Here is a 17343-nt window from a genome sequence, read left to right as displayed (position 1 = left end):
TGTTCGAAATCTAAAATAACCAAAACAATGACTGAAGAAATTAATTTTATATTAGACAGTACTAAAGAATCTATGGACGGTTCTATTGCCCACCTGGAAAAGGAATTTTTAAACATCCGTGCCGGGAAAGCCAATCCTGCTATGCTGGGTGGTGTTTTTGTGGATTATTACGGTTCACAAACCCCACTTTCACAAATAGCGAATGTCAATGTACCGGATGCGCGAACAATTACTGTTCAGCCATGGGAAAAAAACATGTTGCACCCGATAGAAAAAGCAATTATGATTGCCAATCTGGGCTTTAATCCGATGAACAATGGTGATATTATCATTATCAGTGTGCCGCCATTGACAGAAGATAGACGTCGCGACCTGGCAAAACAGGCAAAAACGGAAGCTGAAGACGCTAAAATTGGTGTTCGTAATTCCCGTAAAGATGCTAATACCGAAATCAAAAAACTGGAAAAAGAAGGTACTTCTGAGGACATCTGCAAAACTGCCGAAGATGACATACAAAATCTTACGAACGCGTATATCAAAAAAATTGATGAACTATTAAGCGCAAAAGAAGCTGAAATCATGAAAGTATAATCTACTTTACACCTGTATACTGCACCCGGATCTTACCAGATCCGGGTGTTTTTTTATCCCTCAATCGGTTATAAAATACACGGAGGATCTTCTTGAAAATTGCAGTTTTATCTTCCTTGTAATCAAAGTGGTTAGCCGAATTACTAAAATCCACTTAAAGAGTGGATTTTTTTATTCAGGAAGATTACTTTTGTGTCGTAATAAAACCTATTTTGATTCGTTTGTTACAGTAAGACCCTATGAAGCCAATCACTTTATTATTTTTTCTACTATCGCTTTCATTACAGGCGCAATTCCAGACTACCGGAGTTGTGCGCAATGCAGGCACCGATAAACCGCTGCCTTTTGCTACAATCAGCACCAATGATGGCTTATTGGTCTTTAGTGATATCGATGGGAAGTTTCAGCTTAACACGTCACAAAACACCCTTGAGATCACGATTTCTTATATTGGATTCCAGCCCCAGACGGTACCAAATGACAGCAGCAAAAAACATTTTACGGTATTGCTGCTCCCTAATGTAGAAAACCTCCATGAAGTAACGGTGGGCGAAAATCCGGCAGTAGCAATCGTTCGGAAAGCCATACAGATGAAAGACCGCAATAATCCGGAGAAAAAACTAAGTAGTTTCCAGTTTAAAGCTTATAATAAATTAGTAATTACTGCCAACCCCGATTCCATTAAAGGTACCTTGGATTCTGTGTTTACCGTAAAAAATGAGATCCGGAAATTTGTCAAAATCGACTCTGCAGACTACAAGTTTAAAAAACTGATTACTAAACAACACCTTTACCAGACGGAAAAAGTATCGCAATTCCAATTTAACGAACAAGGCTTTAAGGAAACGATACTGGCCACCCGGATGGCAGGATTCAAGCAGCCTATTTATGAGATCATCGGGTTAAAACTGCAATCTTTTTCGGTATATGATAACAAGTATGAGCTGATGGAAACCAGTTATGATGGCCCATTGGCAAATGACGCCCTGAAAGAATACAACTTTACCTTACTGGACACCATAGCTATCGGTGGCCGAAATACCTATATGGTATTCTTTAAAAATAAAAAGCGTTCGAAAAAAGAAGGCCTGCAGGGAGTGTTGTATATTGATCAGAATAATTTCGGGATTGCGAAATCCATTTTCAGGATCAAAGGGGTGATTGATGTAACCGGAATCCATGACTACGAATACCTGCCCAAACAGGACCTCTGGTTTCCGACCGGCAAAACTTTTAAAATTGCCAAAGGCAATAATGAGGACAACATTAACCTCTTTGTGGGACAAATCCAGTTTCAGGGTGATGAGGACGAATTGGGGATTGGGGTGACCAAGCGGAAAAGCCCTAAAGTATCTTCGGATTACGTTTACCTGCTCTCCGAGTCTAATTATTTCGACACGCAGTTTAACGTACCATTCACGATCCGTAAGGCTGCCATTGCCATTCAGGTAAAGGATGATGCCATCAATAAAAACGAAGCCTTTTGGGACACCTACAGAAAAGATAGCCTGAACCGCCGCAGCAAACAAACATATATTGCGCTGGACAGTATCGTGATTAAGGAAGGCATTGAACAGAAATTAAAAATCGGGCGCCGGATTTTGAATGGCTACCTGCCTATTGGCTTCTTTGACCTCGATCTACGTTATCTGGTAAAGTACAATAATTATGAAGGCTTCCGTTTTGGCCTTGGTCGCATCACCAATGAAAAATTCTCAACAAAATACCGGCTGGAAGGGTATGGTGCGTATGCGCTAAAAGACGAACGATGGAAATATAGCCTGGGCGGCGCAGCACGCCTGGGCAAGTTTTCAAACACCTGGATTGGCGGATCGTATACCGAAGATGTGCGGGAGATCGGTAGCACTACGTTTACCATTGATAAGCGTGTTTTCCGGCTGTACGACCCACGCCCGATTAACGTTAGTACGTTCTATGCCTACAAAACATGGTCGGCTTATATTGAAACTAAAATCATTCCAAAAACTGAGAGTAAATGGGAATTGACCCGGTCGGATATTACCCCGAAGTTTGACTACCTCTACCTGCTGAATGATAAGCTGTATGACCGTTTTGTAATGACCGCAGCATCTGTTTCGATACAATGGAATCCCTATAGCGATTATATGCAAACGCCTTCAGGACGTATTGAAATCGAGAAGCGCTTTCCGAGGATTACTTTCCAGTTTACCAAATCACTTCCGAATGTTTTAGGCAACGATTATGATTTTGGAAAAATTGACCTCCGTGCGGATTATGAAAAGAAATACCTCAATGGCCAGAAAACCTCTTTCCTGCTACAGGGCGGTTATGCCTTTGGCGATATCCCGATTACACACCTGTACAGTACGTCTCCGAATAACCTCGAAAAAGATGGTATTATACAACGTATCACTATTGGAGGTAAAAACAGTTTTGAAACCATGTTCTTCAACGAATTCTTCTCCAGCGAATACTTATTCCTGCAATTCAAACATGCTTTTAAACGCGTAACACTGGCAAAAAAAATACGTCCTTCACTCGTATTGGTTTCCCGTGCTGCCTGGGGAGACCTGGACAAACAGGAACAGCATATCGGGCTTCCCTACAAAACACTAAATGAAGGGTATTTTGAATCGGGTATTGAGCTCAACCAGATCTACAGTGGTTTTGGACTTTCCGGATTCCTCCGGTACGGCCCTAACCAATTGCCTCGATTTGAAGATAATATCTCCGTTAAAATTACGTATGTATTCTCGCTTGGTTTTTAGTGGCTGGAAACGAATTTTAACCCTACGATAGACGCAATGAGCGTGGTGATAAAAAACACCCGCCAAAAGTCTGCCGGCTCCTTAAAAATCAGAATCCCCATGATTACTGTCCCCACTGCCCCAACACCTGTCCATACGGCATAAGCTGTACCGATAGGCAGGGTTTGCGTCGCCTTATACAGCAACAGCATGCTTATGGTCAGGCATACCAAAAAACCGATCAGCCAATAGTTGGAAACCATTCCGGTTGTTTCCTTTGATTTCCCCAAACAAGTGGCGAAACCCACTTCAAATAATCCTGCGATGATCAATAAAATCCAATTCATTATTTCGTGTTTTTATAAATAAATAAAACCTGCCTGATAAGATATCAGACAGGTTCATTTCTTGAATTAATAATGATTAGTACTACCTATAATTTTAATTCATTTGTAAAAGTACAAATTTTATGAATTACCTTTTAATAATTAACACAGAAGGTGTACTATTTAACCAAACACTCTGAGAGTCAACCAATTTCTTCCAACTATCCAGGCTAATTATCATTAAATCCTGTTGTTCTAGAAATTCTTTTTTCATTATTCTTTCCGAAGAAAGCGTAATATGATTGGGTGCAATCTGCTCAATGGAGCGAATATTTTCCTTGATTTCGGAATTATTCTTAATCTCTCCTGCCGGATCCAGAATTGTGATCTGCGAATCGTTGTTGTGAATCAGCTTTTGTGCGTATTCCATCAGGAAGGCATCATCGGCAGTAAATAACGGAATCAGCACACGATCAATATCTTCGAGTTTCTTATCGACTAATATCCCTACTGGCATTTTACTATAGGCAATAATATGACGGGTTCTTTCATCAAAAGGAGAATTTTCGAAAAGCCCTTCTTTTCCGGTAAACTTATCAATAAGGCGATCGGGATTGATGATTCGGGTGGTATAGCCCAAAACCTTTCCTAAAAGAGTGCCTTCAAAAATAGATTGCCCTAACCCAATCAACAGCAAATCGTATTCTCCATGATTGGCAATTTCTGTAATATCAGAATCAATATCTACCGATGCCTTAAACAGCGTGATGATTTTTTGATTCAGGTTCTCTGCTTCTTCTATAATTGGGGTAAATGTTTCTTTTTCGTAATGGCTGACATCAAAAGCATGCAGTTCGTTACTGGAAGAAAGGTGCATTGCGGTCACAATGGCATTTCCATTTTGTTTTTTCACCAGGCTGTTCGCAATTTTCAGCAGGGATTTTCCACGCTCTGAAACAGCAAAAGAAAGAAGTATTTTATATTTTACTTTATTGCTGATATTCTCCGGAATATAGGTCTTTTTTGTTTTGAAGATAAAATTGATCAGGTCAAGTGCCGGTCCGGTCATAAAAGTAGTGACCAGCGCCATGATGACCATCATGGTAAAAATCATCGGCGATAATACGCCCAACTCATACCCAATATTCAGTACGATAAGTTCCATCAAACCACGGGTATTCATCAGTGCACCAATCGTAAGGCTATCGCGCCAGCTCTGTCCCACAAATTTTGCGGCCAGGGCACTTCCAAAGAACTTACCGATAACGGCAACTGCAATAATCAATCCTGTAATTTCCCACAGGTAACGATCGTCCAGCAAACCGATTTCCGTACGCAATCCTGTAAATACAAAGAACAGGGGTAATAATACGATTAAGGAAATATCTTCTACTTTTTCAATAAAAATATTCCTGAATTTGCTGTTGTCCGGCATAATCACACCGGCCATAAAAGCACCGAATAAGGCGTGGATACCGATGACTTCAGTAGCATAAGCGGAAATAATCAATGTGAGGAAGAAAATTGCCACCACAGGCTTGCTCAATGTTTTTCGGGAAGAATACAGGTCTCCTACCCTTTTCAGGAAAGGTTTTACGACCATCAGCATCAGGAATACATAGGCAACGGCCAAGGCAATAATATATAAGGAGCTCACAAAAGAACCGGCTTTTACGATCGCAATTACGGCGGCCAAAATACACCAGGCGGTGATATCATCTGCAGCAGCACAGGTAATTACAATGCTTCCCAATCGTGTTTTATGGATGCCACGCTCCTGTACAATTCGGGCCAAAACCGGGAAAGCAGTGATACTCATCGCAATTCCACAGAACAGCGCGAATGACATAAACTCGATACCTTCGGGTGCAAATGCATCATAGATAAAATAAGCAAGGCCAATCCCTAAGGTAAATGGAAAGATAATACTGGCATGACTGATTACTACAGCTTCATGCGCTTTATTTTTTAATACTTTCAGGTCCAGTTCCATTCCAATTACAAACATAAAAAGGATCAAACCAATCTGGCTCAGGAACTGGAGGTTCCCTAAGGAATCTTTTGGAAATAAGGCATGGGAGAATTCCGGGAAATACAACCCTACTAAAGAAGGCCCTAAAAAGATACCGGCAATAATCTCACCGATTACAGAAGGCTGCCCTATTTTACGGCAAATCCAGCCAAAGAAACGGGCTACCAGGATAATGGTAATAATTTGTGCCAATAAAATCGCTAATGGATGTTGCAGGCTGTGAACCATGGAATCAATAAATTCGGCCCACTGGGATTTTTCGGAGGTTTTCACCACAATATCACGACCTGTTTCCAGCCTTTTCCCCTGGCTCAGGAACCAGTAGATCAATACCGAGAATACCCCGATAACCGCAATATAAAATATGGAATTCTTATACTTTTTCATAGTCTTAAAAATTAGGCGTATATTTTTTACTGCGCAAATATCAGGATACAAAACCTTGTATTAGCGGATTTTGCATGATAGTTTGATCCTACTGTAACAAGTGGGGAAAAATTTGTAATAAAAAGCATTAGTGCCTGCATCAGTCAAAAACACTACTACTCCTGAGCCTCCTTTTATGACTCAAAAACACAATGGGTATAAGGGTGAAATTCCTATAAATTTACTTTTTGCAAAAAATCAGCCCGGTAGATATCGCTTAAGAATACGACTTTAATACGGCCATTTTTTTCCAGGATATTCGTGGTAATTTCATCATGTGCAAAAAACTTCTCTACCGCCATGGCAATGATTTCTTTTTTATTGATCCTGCAAAAATCGGTTTTGGGAAACTGCCCCAATAATTTGGTATAGGTAATATTCTTGAGTAAGATGGTACTTTCGTCTTTGAGCAATACAATTTTATCGCGGCTATCGGATTCTGCGGGATGAATGTACAGGATCTGGTCAAAAAACAACAAGGCTTTTCCTTTATCGGTATTGAGGTGTACGAACTTTTTATCGGAAGGCTTTTTGTCCAGCCGTTCCCGCGCTTTGTCGATCGCTTTTTGCAGCCGCTCTTTCTTTACGGGTTTCGTAATATAATCCACTGCATTAATATCAAAAGCATCTGCAGCATATTCCTTATAGGCAGTCGTAAAGATCACCATCTTATCCCGAAGGAGGTTGGCAACACTAAGGCCATCGATACCCGGCATTTCAATATCAGTGATGCACAGGTCAAAATCAAGATGGTCCATTTCGGCAATGAGCTTTTCCGGATTATCGAATGCTTTAACGACTTCCAGCTCCGGAATTTGCTCGCAGAGCATTTTCAGGTAGGTCAGTCCAGGCAGTTCATCATCCAGCAGTAAGCATTTGAGCTTTGTATTCAAGTAGGTTTATTTTTAAATGAGCAATATAGACATCGTCTTCGATAAACTTATCCAATTTATAATTGTCTTTATAGATAATATTAAGGCGTTGTTCCAACGTTCCGGATCCAAGTCCGCTGTGGTCTTTCTTGAGCGCTTTATGATCGGAAATTTTATTGGAAACCGTCAGGTAAAAACAGCTTTCGCTAAATTCAAATACGACAGAGATAAAAGCATCCGGGCTTTTCAGGTCTGCATGTTTGAACGCATTCTCGATCAGGTCGATCGATATCATAGGTGCCAGGATTTGCTGTTCATACAGGGGTTCTTCCTCCCGGATTTTAGTTTTGACCTTCATTTCAAAAAGCGGGCTTACCTTGATCTTATTGATCTCAATCAGGTTTAGTGCAAATTCGATCTCTTCTTTGGGCGATACAAATTTTTTCTGGCTTTCGTACAGGATATAATCCAGCACATTGGCCAGTTTGTCCAGCGCAAAATAGGTCTGGTAGGCATGGGACTGTATGGAATTCAGGATGTTCTTGAACAGGTGCGGATTGAGTTTCGACTCCAGCGTCTCCAGTTTTAATCCGTTTACCTTCAATTCGAGGGAGTGGTAACTTTCCTGAATGGATTTTTGCAACTGTACCGCATTATTAAGCTTATAGCCGAGAAATGCAATGACGAGGAACAATACTACAATGAGTACCATCCCGAAATAATAGGTCGCGCTTTGTACTTCGATCAAGGAATTCATGGTACTGGAATTTAAGGATTAACAGGCTGTAAAATTACTTTAAAAATCCGACAAACCGAATTTTTGGATTTTTAGCCTGTGTATGCATGATTCTTTCAATATTATGCTTTTTTCACTGTCGACTTTTAGTTTCGTTTTTATTACCTTTGCTACATTGTGGCCTGATTGGAAGTGGTACTTTTGGCAAATAAAAAGCCGTAGTAAAGCCCCGATGGCAGCGACTATCCTTTTTTGGAAGAATCCCAAAAAGATAGTGCGGACAGCGGGACGGTCGTCCTGATGAAACGCAGGGTGCTGCTCCATAAAATTCAAATACGAACAAATTATATATCGCAATATTTACAAAAATGAAACACACAAAAATTAAGGAATTGTTGCAGAGTGCCGATGTAAAGGCTGAAGTTTATGCAAAAGGATGGGTAAGAACGTTTAGAAACAATCAGTTCGTTGCCCTGAATGACGGTTCAACCATCCATAATATACAGTGTGTTGTAGATTTTGAAAATACGTCGGCTGATACTTTAAAACGCATTACCACCGGAGCGGCTATTGCTGTAAAAGGTGCCCTTATCGAGAGTAAAGGTGCCGGACAGCGTTTTGAAATCCAGGTGAAAGAATTGGAAATCCTTGGGGATTCTGATCCGGAAAAATTCCCGATGCAACCCAAAAAGCATTCTTTGGAATTTTTACGTGAAAATGCACACCTTCGGGTGCGTACCAATGCTTTTGGTGCGATTATGCGCGTACGTTCCGTATTGTCGTTTGCAGTACATCAGTATTTCCAGGAAAAAGGTTTTGTATATGTAAATACACCAATCATCACCGGATCTGATGCAGAGGGTGCAGGTGAAATGTTTAAAGTTACCGCTTTGCCTTTTGATGGTACCCCGCGTACTGAAGATGGAAAAGTGGATTATAAAAAAGATTTCTTCGGAAAAGAAACGAACCTAACGGTTTCCGGACAATTGGAAGGGGAAACTTTTGCTATGGCCTTAGGACAGATTTATACTTTTGGCCCGACATTCCGTGCTGAAAACTCCAATACGTCCCGCCACCTGGCAGAATTTTGGATGATTGAGCCGGAAGTTGCCTTCAATGACCTGGAAGACAATATGGACCTGGCAGAGGATTTTATCCAGTATGTGATTAAATATGTAGTGGAAAAATGTGCCGATGACCTGAAATTTTTAGAAGGCCGTTTGTTAGAAGAAGAAAAACAGAAACCACAGGCGGAACGCAGCGAACTGGCTTTGTTAGACAAATTACAATTTGTACTGAATAACAATTTCAAACGCGTTTCTTATACAGAGGCTATCGATATCCTTAGAAATTCAAAACCGAATAAAAATAAAAAATTCAACTATATCATCGACGAATGGGGTGCCGACTTACAATCGGAACACGAACGTTACCTGGTAGAGAAACACTTTAAATGCCCGGTGATCCTTTTTGATTATCCTGCAAACATCAAAGCGTTTTACATGCGCCTGAATGAAGATGGCAAAACGGTACGTGCAATGGATATCCTCTTCCCTGGAATTGGAGAAATCGTTGGTGGATCACAGCGTGAAGAGCGTTATGATGTACTGGTAGAGAAAATGAAAGCGCTGGGTATTGACGAAGAGGAATTATGGTGGTACCTGGATACGCGCCGTTTTGGTAGTGCCGTACACAGTGGTTTCGGATTAGGATTTGAACGACTGGTGCTCTTTGTAACCGGTATGACCAATATCCGTGACGTGATTCCATTCCCAAGAACACCACAAAACGCAGAGTTCTAAAATCGGGTTAAAGTTTTAGGGGATAATTGCAGAACAAGGCAACATACTCTAACTTTAAACTGTGAATATAAATTTTAAAAAAATAAATGCTAAAGCAATTCTTACAACTTAAGTTATCACAAAAATTATCTCCACAGCAAATCCAGCTGATGAAGTTAATTCAATTGCCTACGCAAGCTTTTGAACAGCGGCTAAAAGAAGAAATGGTCGAAAATCCAGCCCTGGAAACCGGGAAGGAAGAAGATGAATTTGAAAAGGACGAATTCGAAAATGAAGAGTATGATGATTATGATGAATTCGAAAATGACCGGATCGAAGCTGAAGATATCAATATAGACGAATACCTGAGTGACGATGAAACGCCGGAATACAAACTCCAGGCGAATAATTACAGTGATGATGATGAAGACCGCAGTATGCCTCTGGCGGCTCCGGTAAGCTTCCATCAGGACCTGATCAACCAGCTGAATACTTTTATATTATCGGAAGATGAGCGGGAGATTGCAGAATTTCTCGTGGGCAGCATTGATGATATGGGATACATCCGCAGGAGCATCCAGGATATTGTAGATGATATGGCCTTTACACAGGGTATTTATACGGATGAAAAAACGGTAGAACGTATCCTGCACATTGTACACGAACTCGAACCTTCGGGTGTGGGTGCCCGTGATTTGCAGGAATGCCTGCTTTTACAACTCAAACATAAAACGCCAACACAGTCTATTGACCTGGCTACCGATATTATTGAAAACCAGTTTGAAGCTTTTACCAAAAAGCATTACGACAAACTGCTGCAAAAATATGAAGTGACCCAGGATGTACTGAAAAAAGCGGTGGATGAAATTGAAAAGCTCAACCCCAAACCCGGTGGCTCTTATGCGGGTAATAACCGTATTGTGGAACATGTCGTTCCTGATTTTGCGATAAAGATTGTCGATGGCGAGCTGGAACTTTCACTGAATGGCAGAAATGCACCGGAACTGCACGTTTCCAAGGATTACCAGGAAATGTTACAGACCTACAAAGATGCCCGCCAGAAATCGACACAGCAAAAAGAAGCGGTACAGTTTATCAAACAGAAACTGGATTCGGCAAAATGGTTTATTGATGCCATACGCCAACGCCAGGAAACCCTGTTTGTCACCATGAATGCCATCATGCACTACCAGGAAGAATATTTCCTTGATGGGGATGAGACCAAACTGAGGCCGATGATCCTGAAAGATATTGCGGATATGGTTGGCTTGGATATCTCAACGGTTTCCAGGGTAGCAAACAGCAAATATGTGGAAACACCGTATGGAACCAAATTGATCAAAGAGTACTTTTCCGAGGCCATGAAAAATGACCAGGGCGAGGACGTTTCAACGATTGAAATTAAAAAGATACTACAGAATACTATCGAGGATGAGGACAAGCGCAAACCGCTACCCGATGATAAATTAGCCGAAATCCTCAAAGAAAAAGGCTATCCTATTGCACGAAGAACCATTGCCAAATATCGGGAACAACTTGATATTCCAGTGGCCAGAATGCGGAAGAAAATCTAAAAAAACGGGAACCGGCTATCAGGCATGGTTCCCGTTTTTATAATACTATCATTACTTTGAAACGACTACTTTCCTTTTTTTCCTATCTGCTCCACCCACTTTTCATTCCTGTTTTTACAGTATTATTTTACTTTTTTTGTGGTGGACGTTATTTTCAGTACCAGGACATGTATGTGGTTTTTATCCAGATCATTATCCTGACCATTCTATTGCCAATGGCCATTTATTATTTCCTGATGACCTTTGGAAAAGTAACCTCCATCATGTTGTCTGATAAAGCCGAACGGAGAATCCCGTTAGCAATCTATGCGGTATTGCTGTTGGTCCTGATCAAAAAATGCATTACAATTGGCCGCTTCCCGGAACTTTACTTTTTTTTCTTTGCCAGCCTGATCAGTACCGTAATCGCATTGATCCTGGTTTTTATGAAACGCAAAGCGAGCCTCCACATGATTGGCATTGTTTCCCTTACGGTATTTGCTATTGGGATCAGTATCCATTCGCAGGTGCGCATGAATGAAATTATTGCTTTTCTGGTGGTGTGTATCGGATTGGTCGCTTCTTCCCGTTTGGAAATGAAAGCGCATACTTATACCGAGCTTGCTTTGGGTGCACTCACCGGCTTACTTCCGCAATTGGTCTTATGGTATTTCTGGGTATAGTTATTCTGTCTTCGAATTATTCCAAAACCTTTACAAAATATAAAACATCAGCCCCACATTAAGGTTGGACATGTCAAGTGCTTTGCCATCAGTCATTTTAGCTGAGGATTTAAAGATCGGATTTAAACCGTAATAGGCATAAAAATTCCAGGTATTGTACCCACAGGCTAAATAGGCTCCATACCTGAATTTATTCAGGTCCGTATTCCCTTTTACATATTCGTGTAGATCTCCTGCTTCATATTTCGATTGGCTAAAGGCCAGGTAACTCAATTTTACTCCCGTATACACCCGCCAGAATTTATGGTTGTGTACTGTAGAAGTACGCCACCTGAATTCAATCGGAAGCTCAATGTAATGTAACGCCAGTTTATTTTTATCAAAATTCACATCATCCGGTATCGCCTGATAAGAATATATCCCATTACTTTCCGAGATGGCGAGGTTCTGCTTGTAATTATTAAAAGAATACCCTAATCCAGCTGCTATGGCAAAAGTACGTTTTGAGTTGATGGGCATATCCCGTAGAAACCCGAAATGAAATCCTGCAGAAAAGGAGTTTTGGGAAACCCCTTCGGGCCGGCTTTGCAGCAGGTTATAAGTTAGGTTCATATAAAACTGATCTTCGCGGTACCGCAAATCATTTACTTTGATCAGGGTATCGGTATCTACCTTTTCTGCAATAGTAATCAGACTATCGGACTGGGTTTTATTTCGGTATAACTCCTCATTATCCGGTACCTGTGCTGCCATCTGAAGCGAAAACAGACAAAAGAACAATACACAATATAATTTTATAGCCTTTTTATTCATCAGGTAAAGTTAAGAAATTAGGTTGCCACTACTTACAGCTCAGGCTGCAAATCGTTGGGCAATTCAAATTTTAGTCCGGTACTGATCATCAGATCAGCCATAATCTTAAAACGTGAAGTATACGCATTTGTTATGGCAGTACCATCTTCAGTATACAGATCAGCACGGGAAACCGGCACCGCATAAGGCAATACCCAGGCCCGTAAGGCTTTGGCCACTGCATCCATATTATTGATACCCTGCATCGCCTGAATACCGTCGGACCAGCATACTAAACCTACAATCTGTCCGGACAGGTATGGTTTTGGGTATTTGCTGGTCATTTCCAGCCAGTCCAGGCAATTTTTCATGGTACCCGGTATACCGCCATGATATAAGGGACTCAACCAAATCTGGATATCAGAGCTGGTAAAAATACGGCACATTTCGGCTACGCTTTCCGGAATAGTCTTTCCCATCATGTCCAGGGAAGGCAAATTGGCTTTGGCCAGGTTATAGGTAGTTACCTGGATATCTTTATCTTTAAATAATTGGGCAATATGGTTTGAAATCCTGTCGGATGTGCTGTTGGGGAAATTATCGGGTGCACCGTTAAATAGTAATACGTTCATCTTTTAAAAATCAGTAGTTAAGGTATACTTGATTTTTTAATCCTAAAAAATCAATAGCAAAGCTACAAAAAAGGAATGGGTGTACCGATGGATTACGCTTTGTCTTTAAAAATAAACTTTTTCCGGAAATGTGTCATTTTCTTATGATTCGGATATTGCCTTTTGCGTGTCATGTTATTAAAAATCAGGGCTACTACCAGCAAGATCAAAGCACCGCTCAAAACGGGAGAGAATACATATCCATATCCGAGGCTTTTGATCTGCGCACCACCGGTCACTGCAATCAGTGCTGTGGCTCCCCCGGGCGGGTGTAAAGTCTTCGTGATCTGCATTACAACAATGGATAGCGAAACTGCCAAAGGGGCTGCGATCCATAGCACATCCGGAATCAATTTCTGGATCGTCACGCCAACAATAGCCGAAACCAAATGTCCTCCGATAAGATTACGGGGCTGAGCCAGCGGACTTTGAATTACACCATACACCAGCACACAGGAAGCCCCAAAAGAACCGATCAGGAAAATATAATCCTGCTCGGGAAAAGCCCCATATTGAAGGTAGGCAATAATCCCCATTCCGACAAAGGAACCTAAAAAAGCCCAGAAATGCTCCCGGAAATCCACCAGGGTTTCTTTGTATAGCACATATTTTGTTTTACGGTAAGTCCGTTTTATTTTTTGTACCGGCATATTACTTGGCTGTTGTGTAGGTATATACTGTAAATGGATAGACTTTTTGCGCCGTATATTTCGAAACCAGGCATACGACCAGAATCGGTAGCAACAGGGAATAATCATTCACTAAGCCACAAACCAGGAATAAGGCAGTAAAAGGAGCGTGAATACTCGCACTGAGCATCGCTGCCATCCCAATTACCATAAAGTTCAGCGGAATCACACCCGCATTGAAAAAAGTATTGACAAACAGGGCGACGAACAATCCCAAAAACGCCCCGATAAAAATACTCGGTGCAAAAACACCGCCATCACCTCCCGCAGAAAGTGTGATCGACGTAAGTATGGGTTTCATAATCAACAGGCCTATACACGTTGCCGCTAAGGATAACGTCAGCACCGCTGTATCCGCAGAAAGTATACTTTCTTTTATAGCATGATACCCATCACCGTATAGTTGTGGAAAAACAAATAAAGTACCACTTAACACCACAGCACCAATGAGTATTTTATGATACTGTACTGCAATTTTTGAAAACCGGTTTTTAAAGAACAGGACACATTTGGTCAGATACACGGAATGGAGGCCTGCGATAATACCCAACACTATAAAATAGGGAACCGCATACCAATGCCATGCCCTGATGGTCACTACAAATAAGGGCTGTTCTTCCATCATCAGTACAAAAGCATACGCGATACCTACAGCAATGACCATCGTGACCACCATTACTTTGGATATTTTCCTGGATATAACCTCATAGGCAAAAAGCATCCCGGCTAAAGGACTGTTGAAAAGCGCCGTAATCCCTGCTGCTACACCGGCACAAATGAGCTCCGTTTTATATTTACGGAAAAAATTCTCCTTCTTGTGGGCCATAGATCCTATTGTTGCCGAAGCGACTACGGTAGATACTTCTATTCCGGTGGATCCTCCAAAAATAACGGTAAGGAATCCATTAAAAAAATGAGAGGGGATTTTATAGGCGGGCAGGTTTTTTTTGGAGGCTGTACTTTCAAATACTTCTTTGATTCCTTTGTTCTCCTTCTTTTTGAACACATATTGCCGCAGGAAATAAATCGCAGACAACCCAACAAAAGGGAAAAGTGCCAATAGTATGTTATTTGAGGCTGCCTTCGCAAAAAAAACAGCTTCATAATGTTCGGTACTGTGCTTTAAAAATACCGCTAATAATGAAGCTAAAAAACCGATGAGCAAAGCGGCAATCACCAGTTTTTGCCATTTTATACGGGTATAATTTTCTTTTATGGAAGGAATAGAACGCATTTTGAAGGTATTAAGTATTGAAACGCTGCAAAATTACGGAAACCAATCAGGACTACCCGGTTGGGAAGCGATAATTTTAGAATATTTTAGCTTAAAACCAACCTATTAGCCTTTTAGAAATCCAGCTTCCGGATCAACTTTCCTGCTTTGAAATAATAGGCTTCGTAGGATGTTTTGTTCCGGCTGAAAACCTGCTCAATCACAATTGTATCATAATCGCTGTTTTGCGCCAGTACCCATTTTTGTTTTGCGGCTGGAAGCTCAGAAAAAGGGATCCGGACCTCATACTCGAAACCTTCGTCATATTCAAACTCCAGGGTCAGGTGGGACTGCTGCCACTGCAATTCCGAAACGATCCCTTTACTAACTGGACGAAAAGTAAAGCTGCCGCCCTTCTGTGCCAATAGCGCATTCCCTGATTGCCCCATCAGGGCAAAACCAGATACCACCATCGCCAGGTAGCCAATTTTCCGGAAATAAAATTCACTGAGCAAGGGCAGTAGCCATTTCATTCCAATAGAAGAGAAAATTGCGGCCACCATCACCACCGCACCGATTTGAAGCACCTGCACGGTCAGTAATCCGAAGAGCCCGTACAACACTAATTTGATCAGGTGCAGTACGATTTCGTTTGCGGCCCGTGTGGCTACAATCTCTTCTTTAGACAATCCGTATTTCAGGTAAAAGCGATTGAACAGCAACCCTACAGCCCCGGTGAATCCAGAGAGGAATCCGGCAAGGAAACCGATAATCAGCAATGATTTGTGGGAATTATTCTCGTTTGGCATTGCCGTATTTTGCTTTCGGACCAATGCCATCAGGTTGCTCACCAGGAACAGCCCCATAATAATCTGGATGTACAGCGGATTGATGTAGCGAAGCAGGTAGGCTCCAATCCCTACCGCCGGGATGGCAGCCGGAACAAACCAACGGACAATCGTCCACCGGATCTGTTTGTAAAAGACAATCAGCCGTGAGGCGGAACTTGAAAATGTGCCAATAGAAAGTGCGGCCGGAATTTGTGCTGTGGGCAATTGCCATCCTAAAACAGGAATCAGCATTAATCCTGCCCCACCCCCACAAATAGCACTTAACGAAAAGGCGATACACGCACAACAAAAAATAAAAAACAAGTCCATCATCTGTAATTTCATCTGTGGCTGCGCAGTTTTTGCAACTGTCAGCCCTCTCAATTCAACCCCCGAAAAGTACAATTTCCAGCTCCAAAACCGCAGCTTCCATTCTTAAGATTCACTTAATCATTATTCCGGTATTCAATTTAAATTTCCTGTTGCCGTTAAGAGGATATATGCTACTATAAAACTTTTGCCATGCTAAAACAATTTGTACTCTGCCTGATGGTTTTGTGCTTTTCTTCCCTAAAAGCACAGGAAGTTACTCCGGATACGATCCCGGATCTTACGCCGGTGAATCCCCATAAGTTTACCTATAAGCAACTGATTGTTCCTGCAGCACTGATTGGTTATGGCGTAATTGGGCTGGAAAGCGATCAGTTGAAATTGTTCAATTCCCAGATCCGGGACGAGGTCAAAGAGGACATCGACAAAAAAATAACGGTGGATGATTTTTCGCAATATGCTCCTTTTGCTGCGGTGTATAGCCTAAATGCCATGGGAATACAGGGTAAGAATAACCTCAAAGACCGGACGATTATTATGGCTACTTCCTATGTGATCATGAGCTCTTCGGTATTGGCTCTAAAATCCATCACCCATATTGAGCGCCCGGATGGCAGTTCCAACAATTCCTTCCCTTCGGGTCATACTGCTACTGCTTTTGCCGGCGCAGAATTCATGTGGCAGGAATACAAAGACAAATCGATATGGTATGGGATCTCGGGTTATGCTGTGGCTACTGGAACCGGACTGTTCCGAATGTACAACAACCGGCACTGGCTTACGGATGTTGCTGCGGGTGCTGGCATTGGGATCCTGAGCACTAAAATCGCCTATTGGGTGAGCCCTTACCTGAAAGACAAACTCTTTGGGGGTTCCAAAGAGAAAAATGTATCTTCTATGATCGCCCCGTTTTACAATGGCAATCAACTGGGTTGTGCAGTAGTCGTTATCTTTTAATGTATAAAATACAAAAGGACGGTCTTTACAACCGCCCTTTTGTTCCTAACCGCAACCTTTTACTGCTTCATTCTTCCTTTCCATTACTCGTATGTAGTAGTATGCGTAGCATTGCCACGATCTTACACATTT

15 protein-coding genes are annotated in these 17343 nt (G+C 41.6%); 6 read left to right on the top strand and 9 right to left on the bottom strand.

Features of this window, described 5'->3' with window-relative positions:
- The first annotated feature begins 27 nt into the window (after positions 1 to 27).
- On the top strand, positions 28 to 591 hold the full coding sequence (gene frr, locus FK004_RS06635) for a ribosome recycling factor (RefSeq protein ID WP_108736560.1): 564 nt from the start codon (positions 28 to 30) through the stop codon (positions 589 to 591).
- 239 nt (positions 592 to 830) lie between these two features.
- Positions 831 to 3341, top strand: a complete 2511-nt coding sequence (locus tag FK004_RS06630) for a DUF5686 family protein (protein WP_108736559.1) — start codon at positions 831 to 833, stop codon at positions 3339 to 3341.
- Here FK004_RS06630 and FK004_RS06625 read toward each other — a convergent pair.
- The 4 genes from FK004_RS06625 to FK004_RS06610 form a co-directional block, all read right to left on the bottom strand.
- A complete protein-coding gene (locus tag FK004_RS06625) occupies positions 3338 to 3667 on the bottom strand; it encodes a DMT family transporter (RefSeq protein ID WP_108736558.1) in 330 nt (109 codons plus the stop codon). The genes FK004_RS06630 and FK004_RS06625 overlap by 4 nt on opposite strands.
- A 127-nt stretch (positions 3668 to 3794) precedes the next feature.
- Positions 3795 to 6065 carry a cation:proton antiporter gene (locus tag FK004_RS06620; protein ID WP_108736557.1) on the bottom strand — a complete coding sequence of 757 codons (2271 nt, stop codon included), beginning with the start codon at positions 6063 to 6065 and terminating at the stop codon, positions 3795 to 3797.
- 212 nt (positions 6066 to 6277) lie between these two features.
- Entirely contained in the window at positions 6278 to 6997 is a 720-nt protein-coding gene (locus FK004_RS06615) for a LytR/AlgR family response regulator transcription factor (protein ID WP_108736556.1), read from the bottom strand.
- Positions 6963 to 7733: a sensor histidine kinase gene (locus FK004_RS06610; RefSeq protein WP_193844356.1), complete on the bottom strand. Its 771-nt coding sequence runs from the start codon at positions 7731 to 7733 to the stop codon at positions 6963 to 6965. Before FK004_RS06610 ends, FK004_RS06615 begins: the two co-directional genes overlap by 35 nt.
- 347 nt (positions 7734 to 8080) lie before the next feature.
- On the opposite strand from FK004_RS06610, the gene asnS reads away from it, so the two are divergent.
- From asnS to FK004_RS06590, 3 genes are all read left to right on the top strand, one after another.
- Complete coding sequence (gene asnS, locus FK004_RS06600; RefSeq protein WP_108736554.1) at positions 8081 to 9514, top strand: asparagine--tRNA ligase; 1434 nt, start codon at positions 8081 to 8083, stop codon at positions 9512 to 9514.
- A gap of 86 nt (positions 9515 to 9600) precedes the next feature.
- Positions 9601 to 11067 (top strand): RNA polymerase factor sigma-54, encoded by a 1467-nt coding sequence (gene rpoN, locus FK004_RS06595; protein ID WP_108736553.1) that lies wholly within the window; start codon positions 9601 to 9603, stop codon positions 11065 to 11067.
- Positions 11068 to 11123: 56 nt separating this feature from the next.
- Positions 11124 to 11729, top strand: coding sequence for a hypothetical protein (locus tag FK004_RS06590; RefSeq protein WP_108736552.1), 606 nt, complete (start codon positions 11124 to 11126; stop codon positions 11727 to 11729).
- Between the two features lie 30 nt (positions 11730 to 11759).
- Here the strand turns inward: FK004_RS06590 and FK004_RS06585 are convergent, their stop codons facing one another.
- From FK004_RS06585 to FK004_RS06565, 5 genes are all read right to left on the bottom strand, one after another.
- The gene (locus tag FK004_RS06585; RefSeq protein WP_227871685.1) at positions 11760 to 12542 is read right to left on the bottom strand and encodes a porin family protein; all 783 of its coding nucleotides are present in this window, start codon (positions 12540 to 12542) and stop codon (positions 11760 to 11762) included.
- 32 nt (positions 12543 to 12574) lie between these two features.
- Positions 12575 to 13153 (bottom strand): NADPH-dependent FMN reductase, encoded by a 579-nt coding sequence (locus FK004_RS06580; RefSeq protein ID WP_108736551.1) that lies wholly within the window; start codon positions 13151 to 13153, stop codon positions 12575 to 12577.
- A 92-nt stretch (positions 13154 to 13245) separates the two neighbouring features.
- Positions 13246 to 13842, bottom strand: coding sequence for an HPP family protein (locus tag FK004_RS06575; RefSeq protein ID WP_108736550.1), 597 nt, complete (start codon positions 13840 to 13842; stop codon positions 13246 to 13248).
- A gap of 1 nt (position 13843) precedes the next feature.
- A complete protein-coding gene (locus FK004_RS06570; protein ID WP_108736549.1) occupies positions 13844 to 15115 on the bottom strand; it encodes a chloride channel protein in 1272 nt (423 codons plus the stop codon).
- Between the two features lie 113 nt (positions 15116 to 15228).
- Entirely contained in the window at positions 15229 to 16269 is a 1041-nt protein-coding gene (locus FK004_RS06565) for a sulfite exporter TauE/SafE family protein (protein WP_227871684.1), read from the bottom strand.
- Positions 16270 to 16446: 177 nt separating this feature from the next.
- Here FK004_RS06565 and FK004_RS06560 point away from each other — a divergent pair, with 177 nt between their 5' ends.
- Positions 16447 to 17211, top strand: coding sequence for a phosphatase PAP2 family protein (locus FK004_RS06560; protein ID WP_108736548.1), 765 nt, complete (start codon positions 16447 to 16449; stop codon positions 17209 to 17211).
- Positions 17212 to 17343: the final 132 nt, after the last annotated feature.

This window comes from Flavobacterium kingsejongi (assembly GCF_003076475.1).
GTDB classification, from domain to species: domain Bacteria; phylum Bacteroidota; class Bacteroidia; order Flavobacteriales; family Flavobacteriaceae; genus Flavobacterium; species Flavobacterium kingsejongi.
The sequence above is the reverse complement of the archived record's forward strand: the minus strand, read 5'-3'. Positions and strand labels throughout refer to the sequence as shown.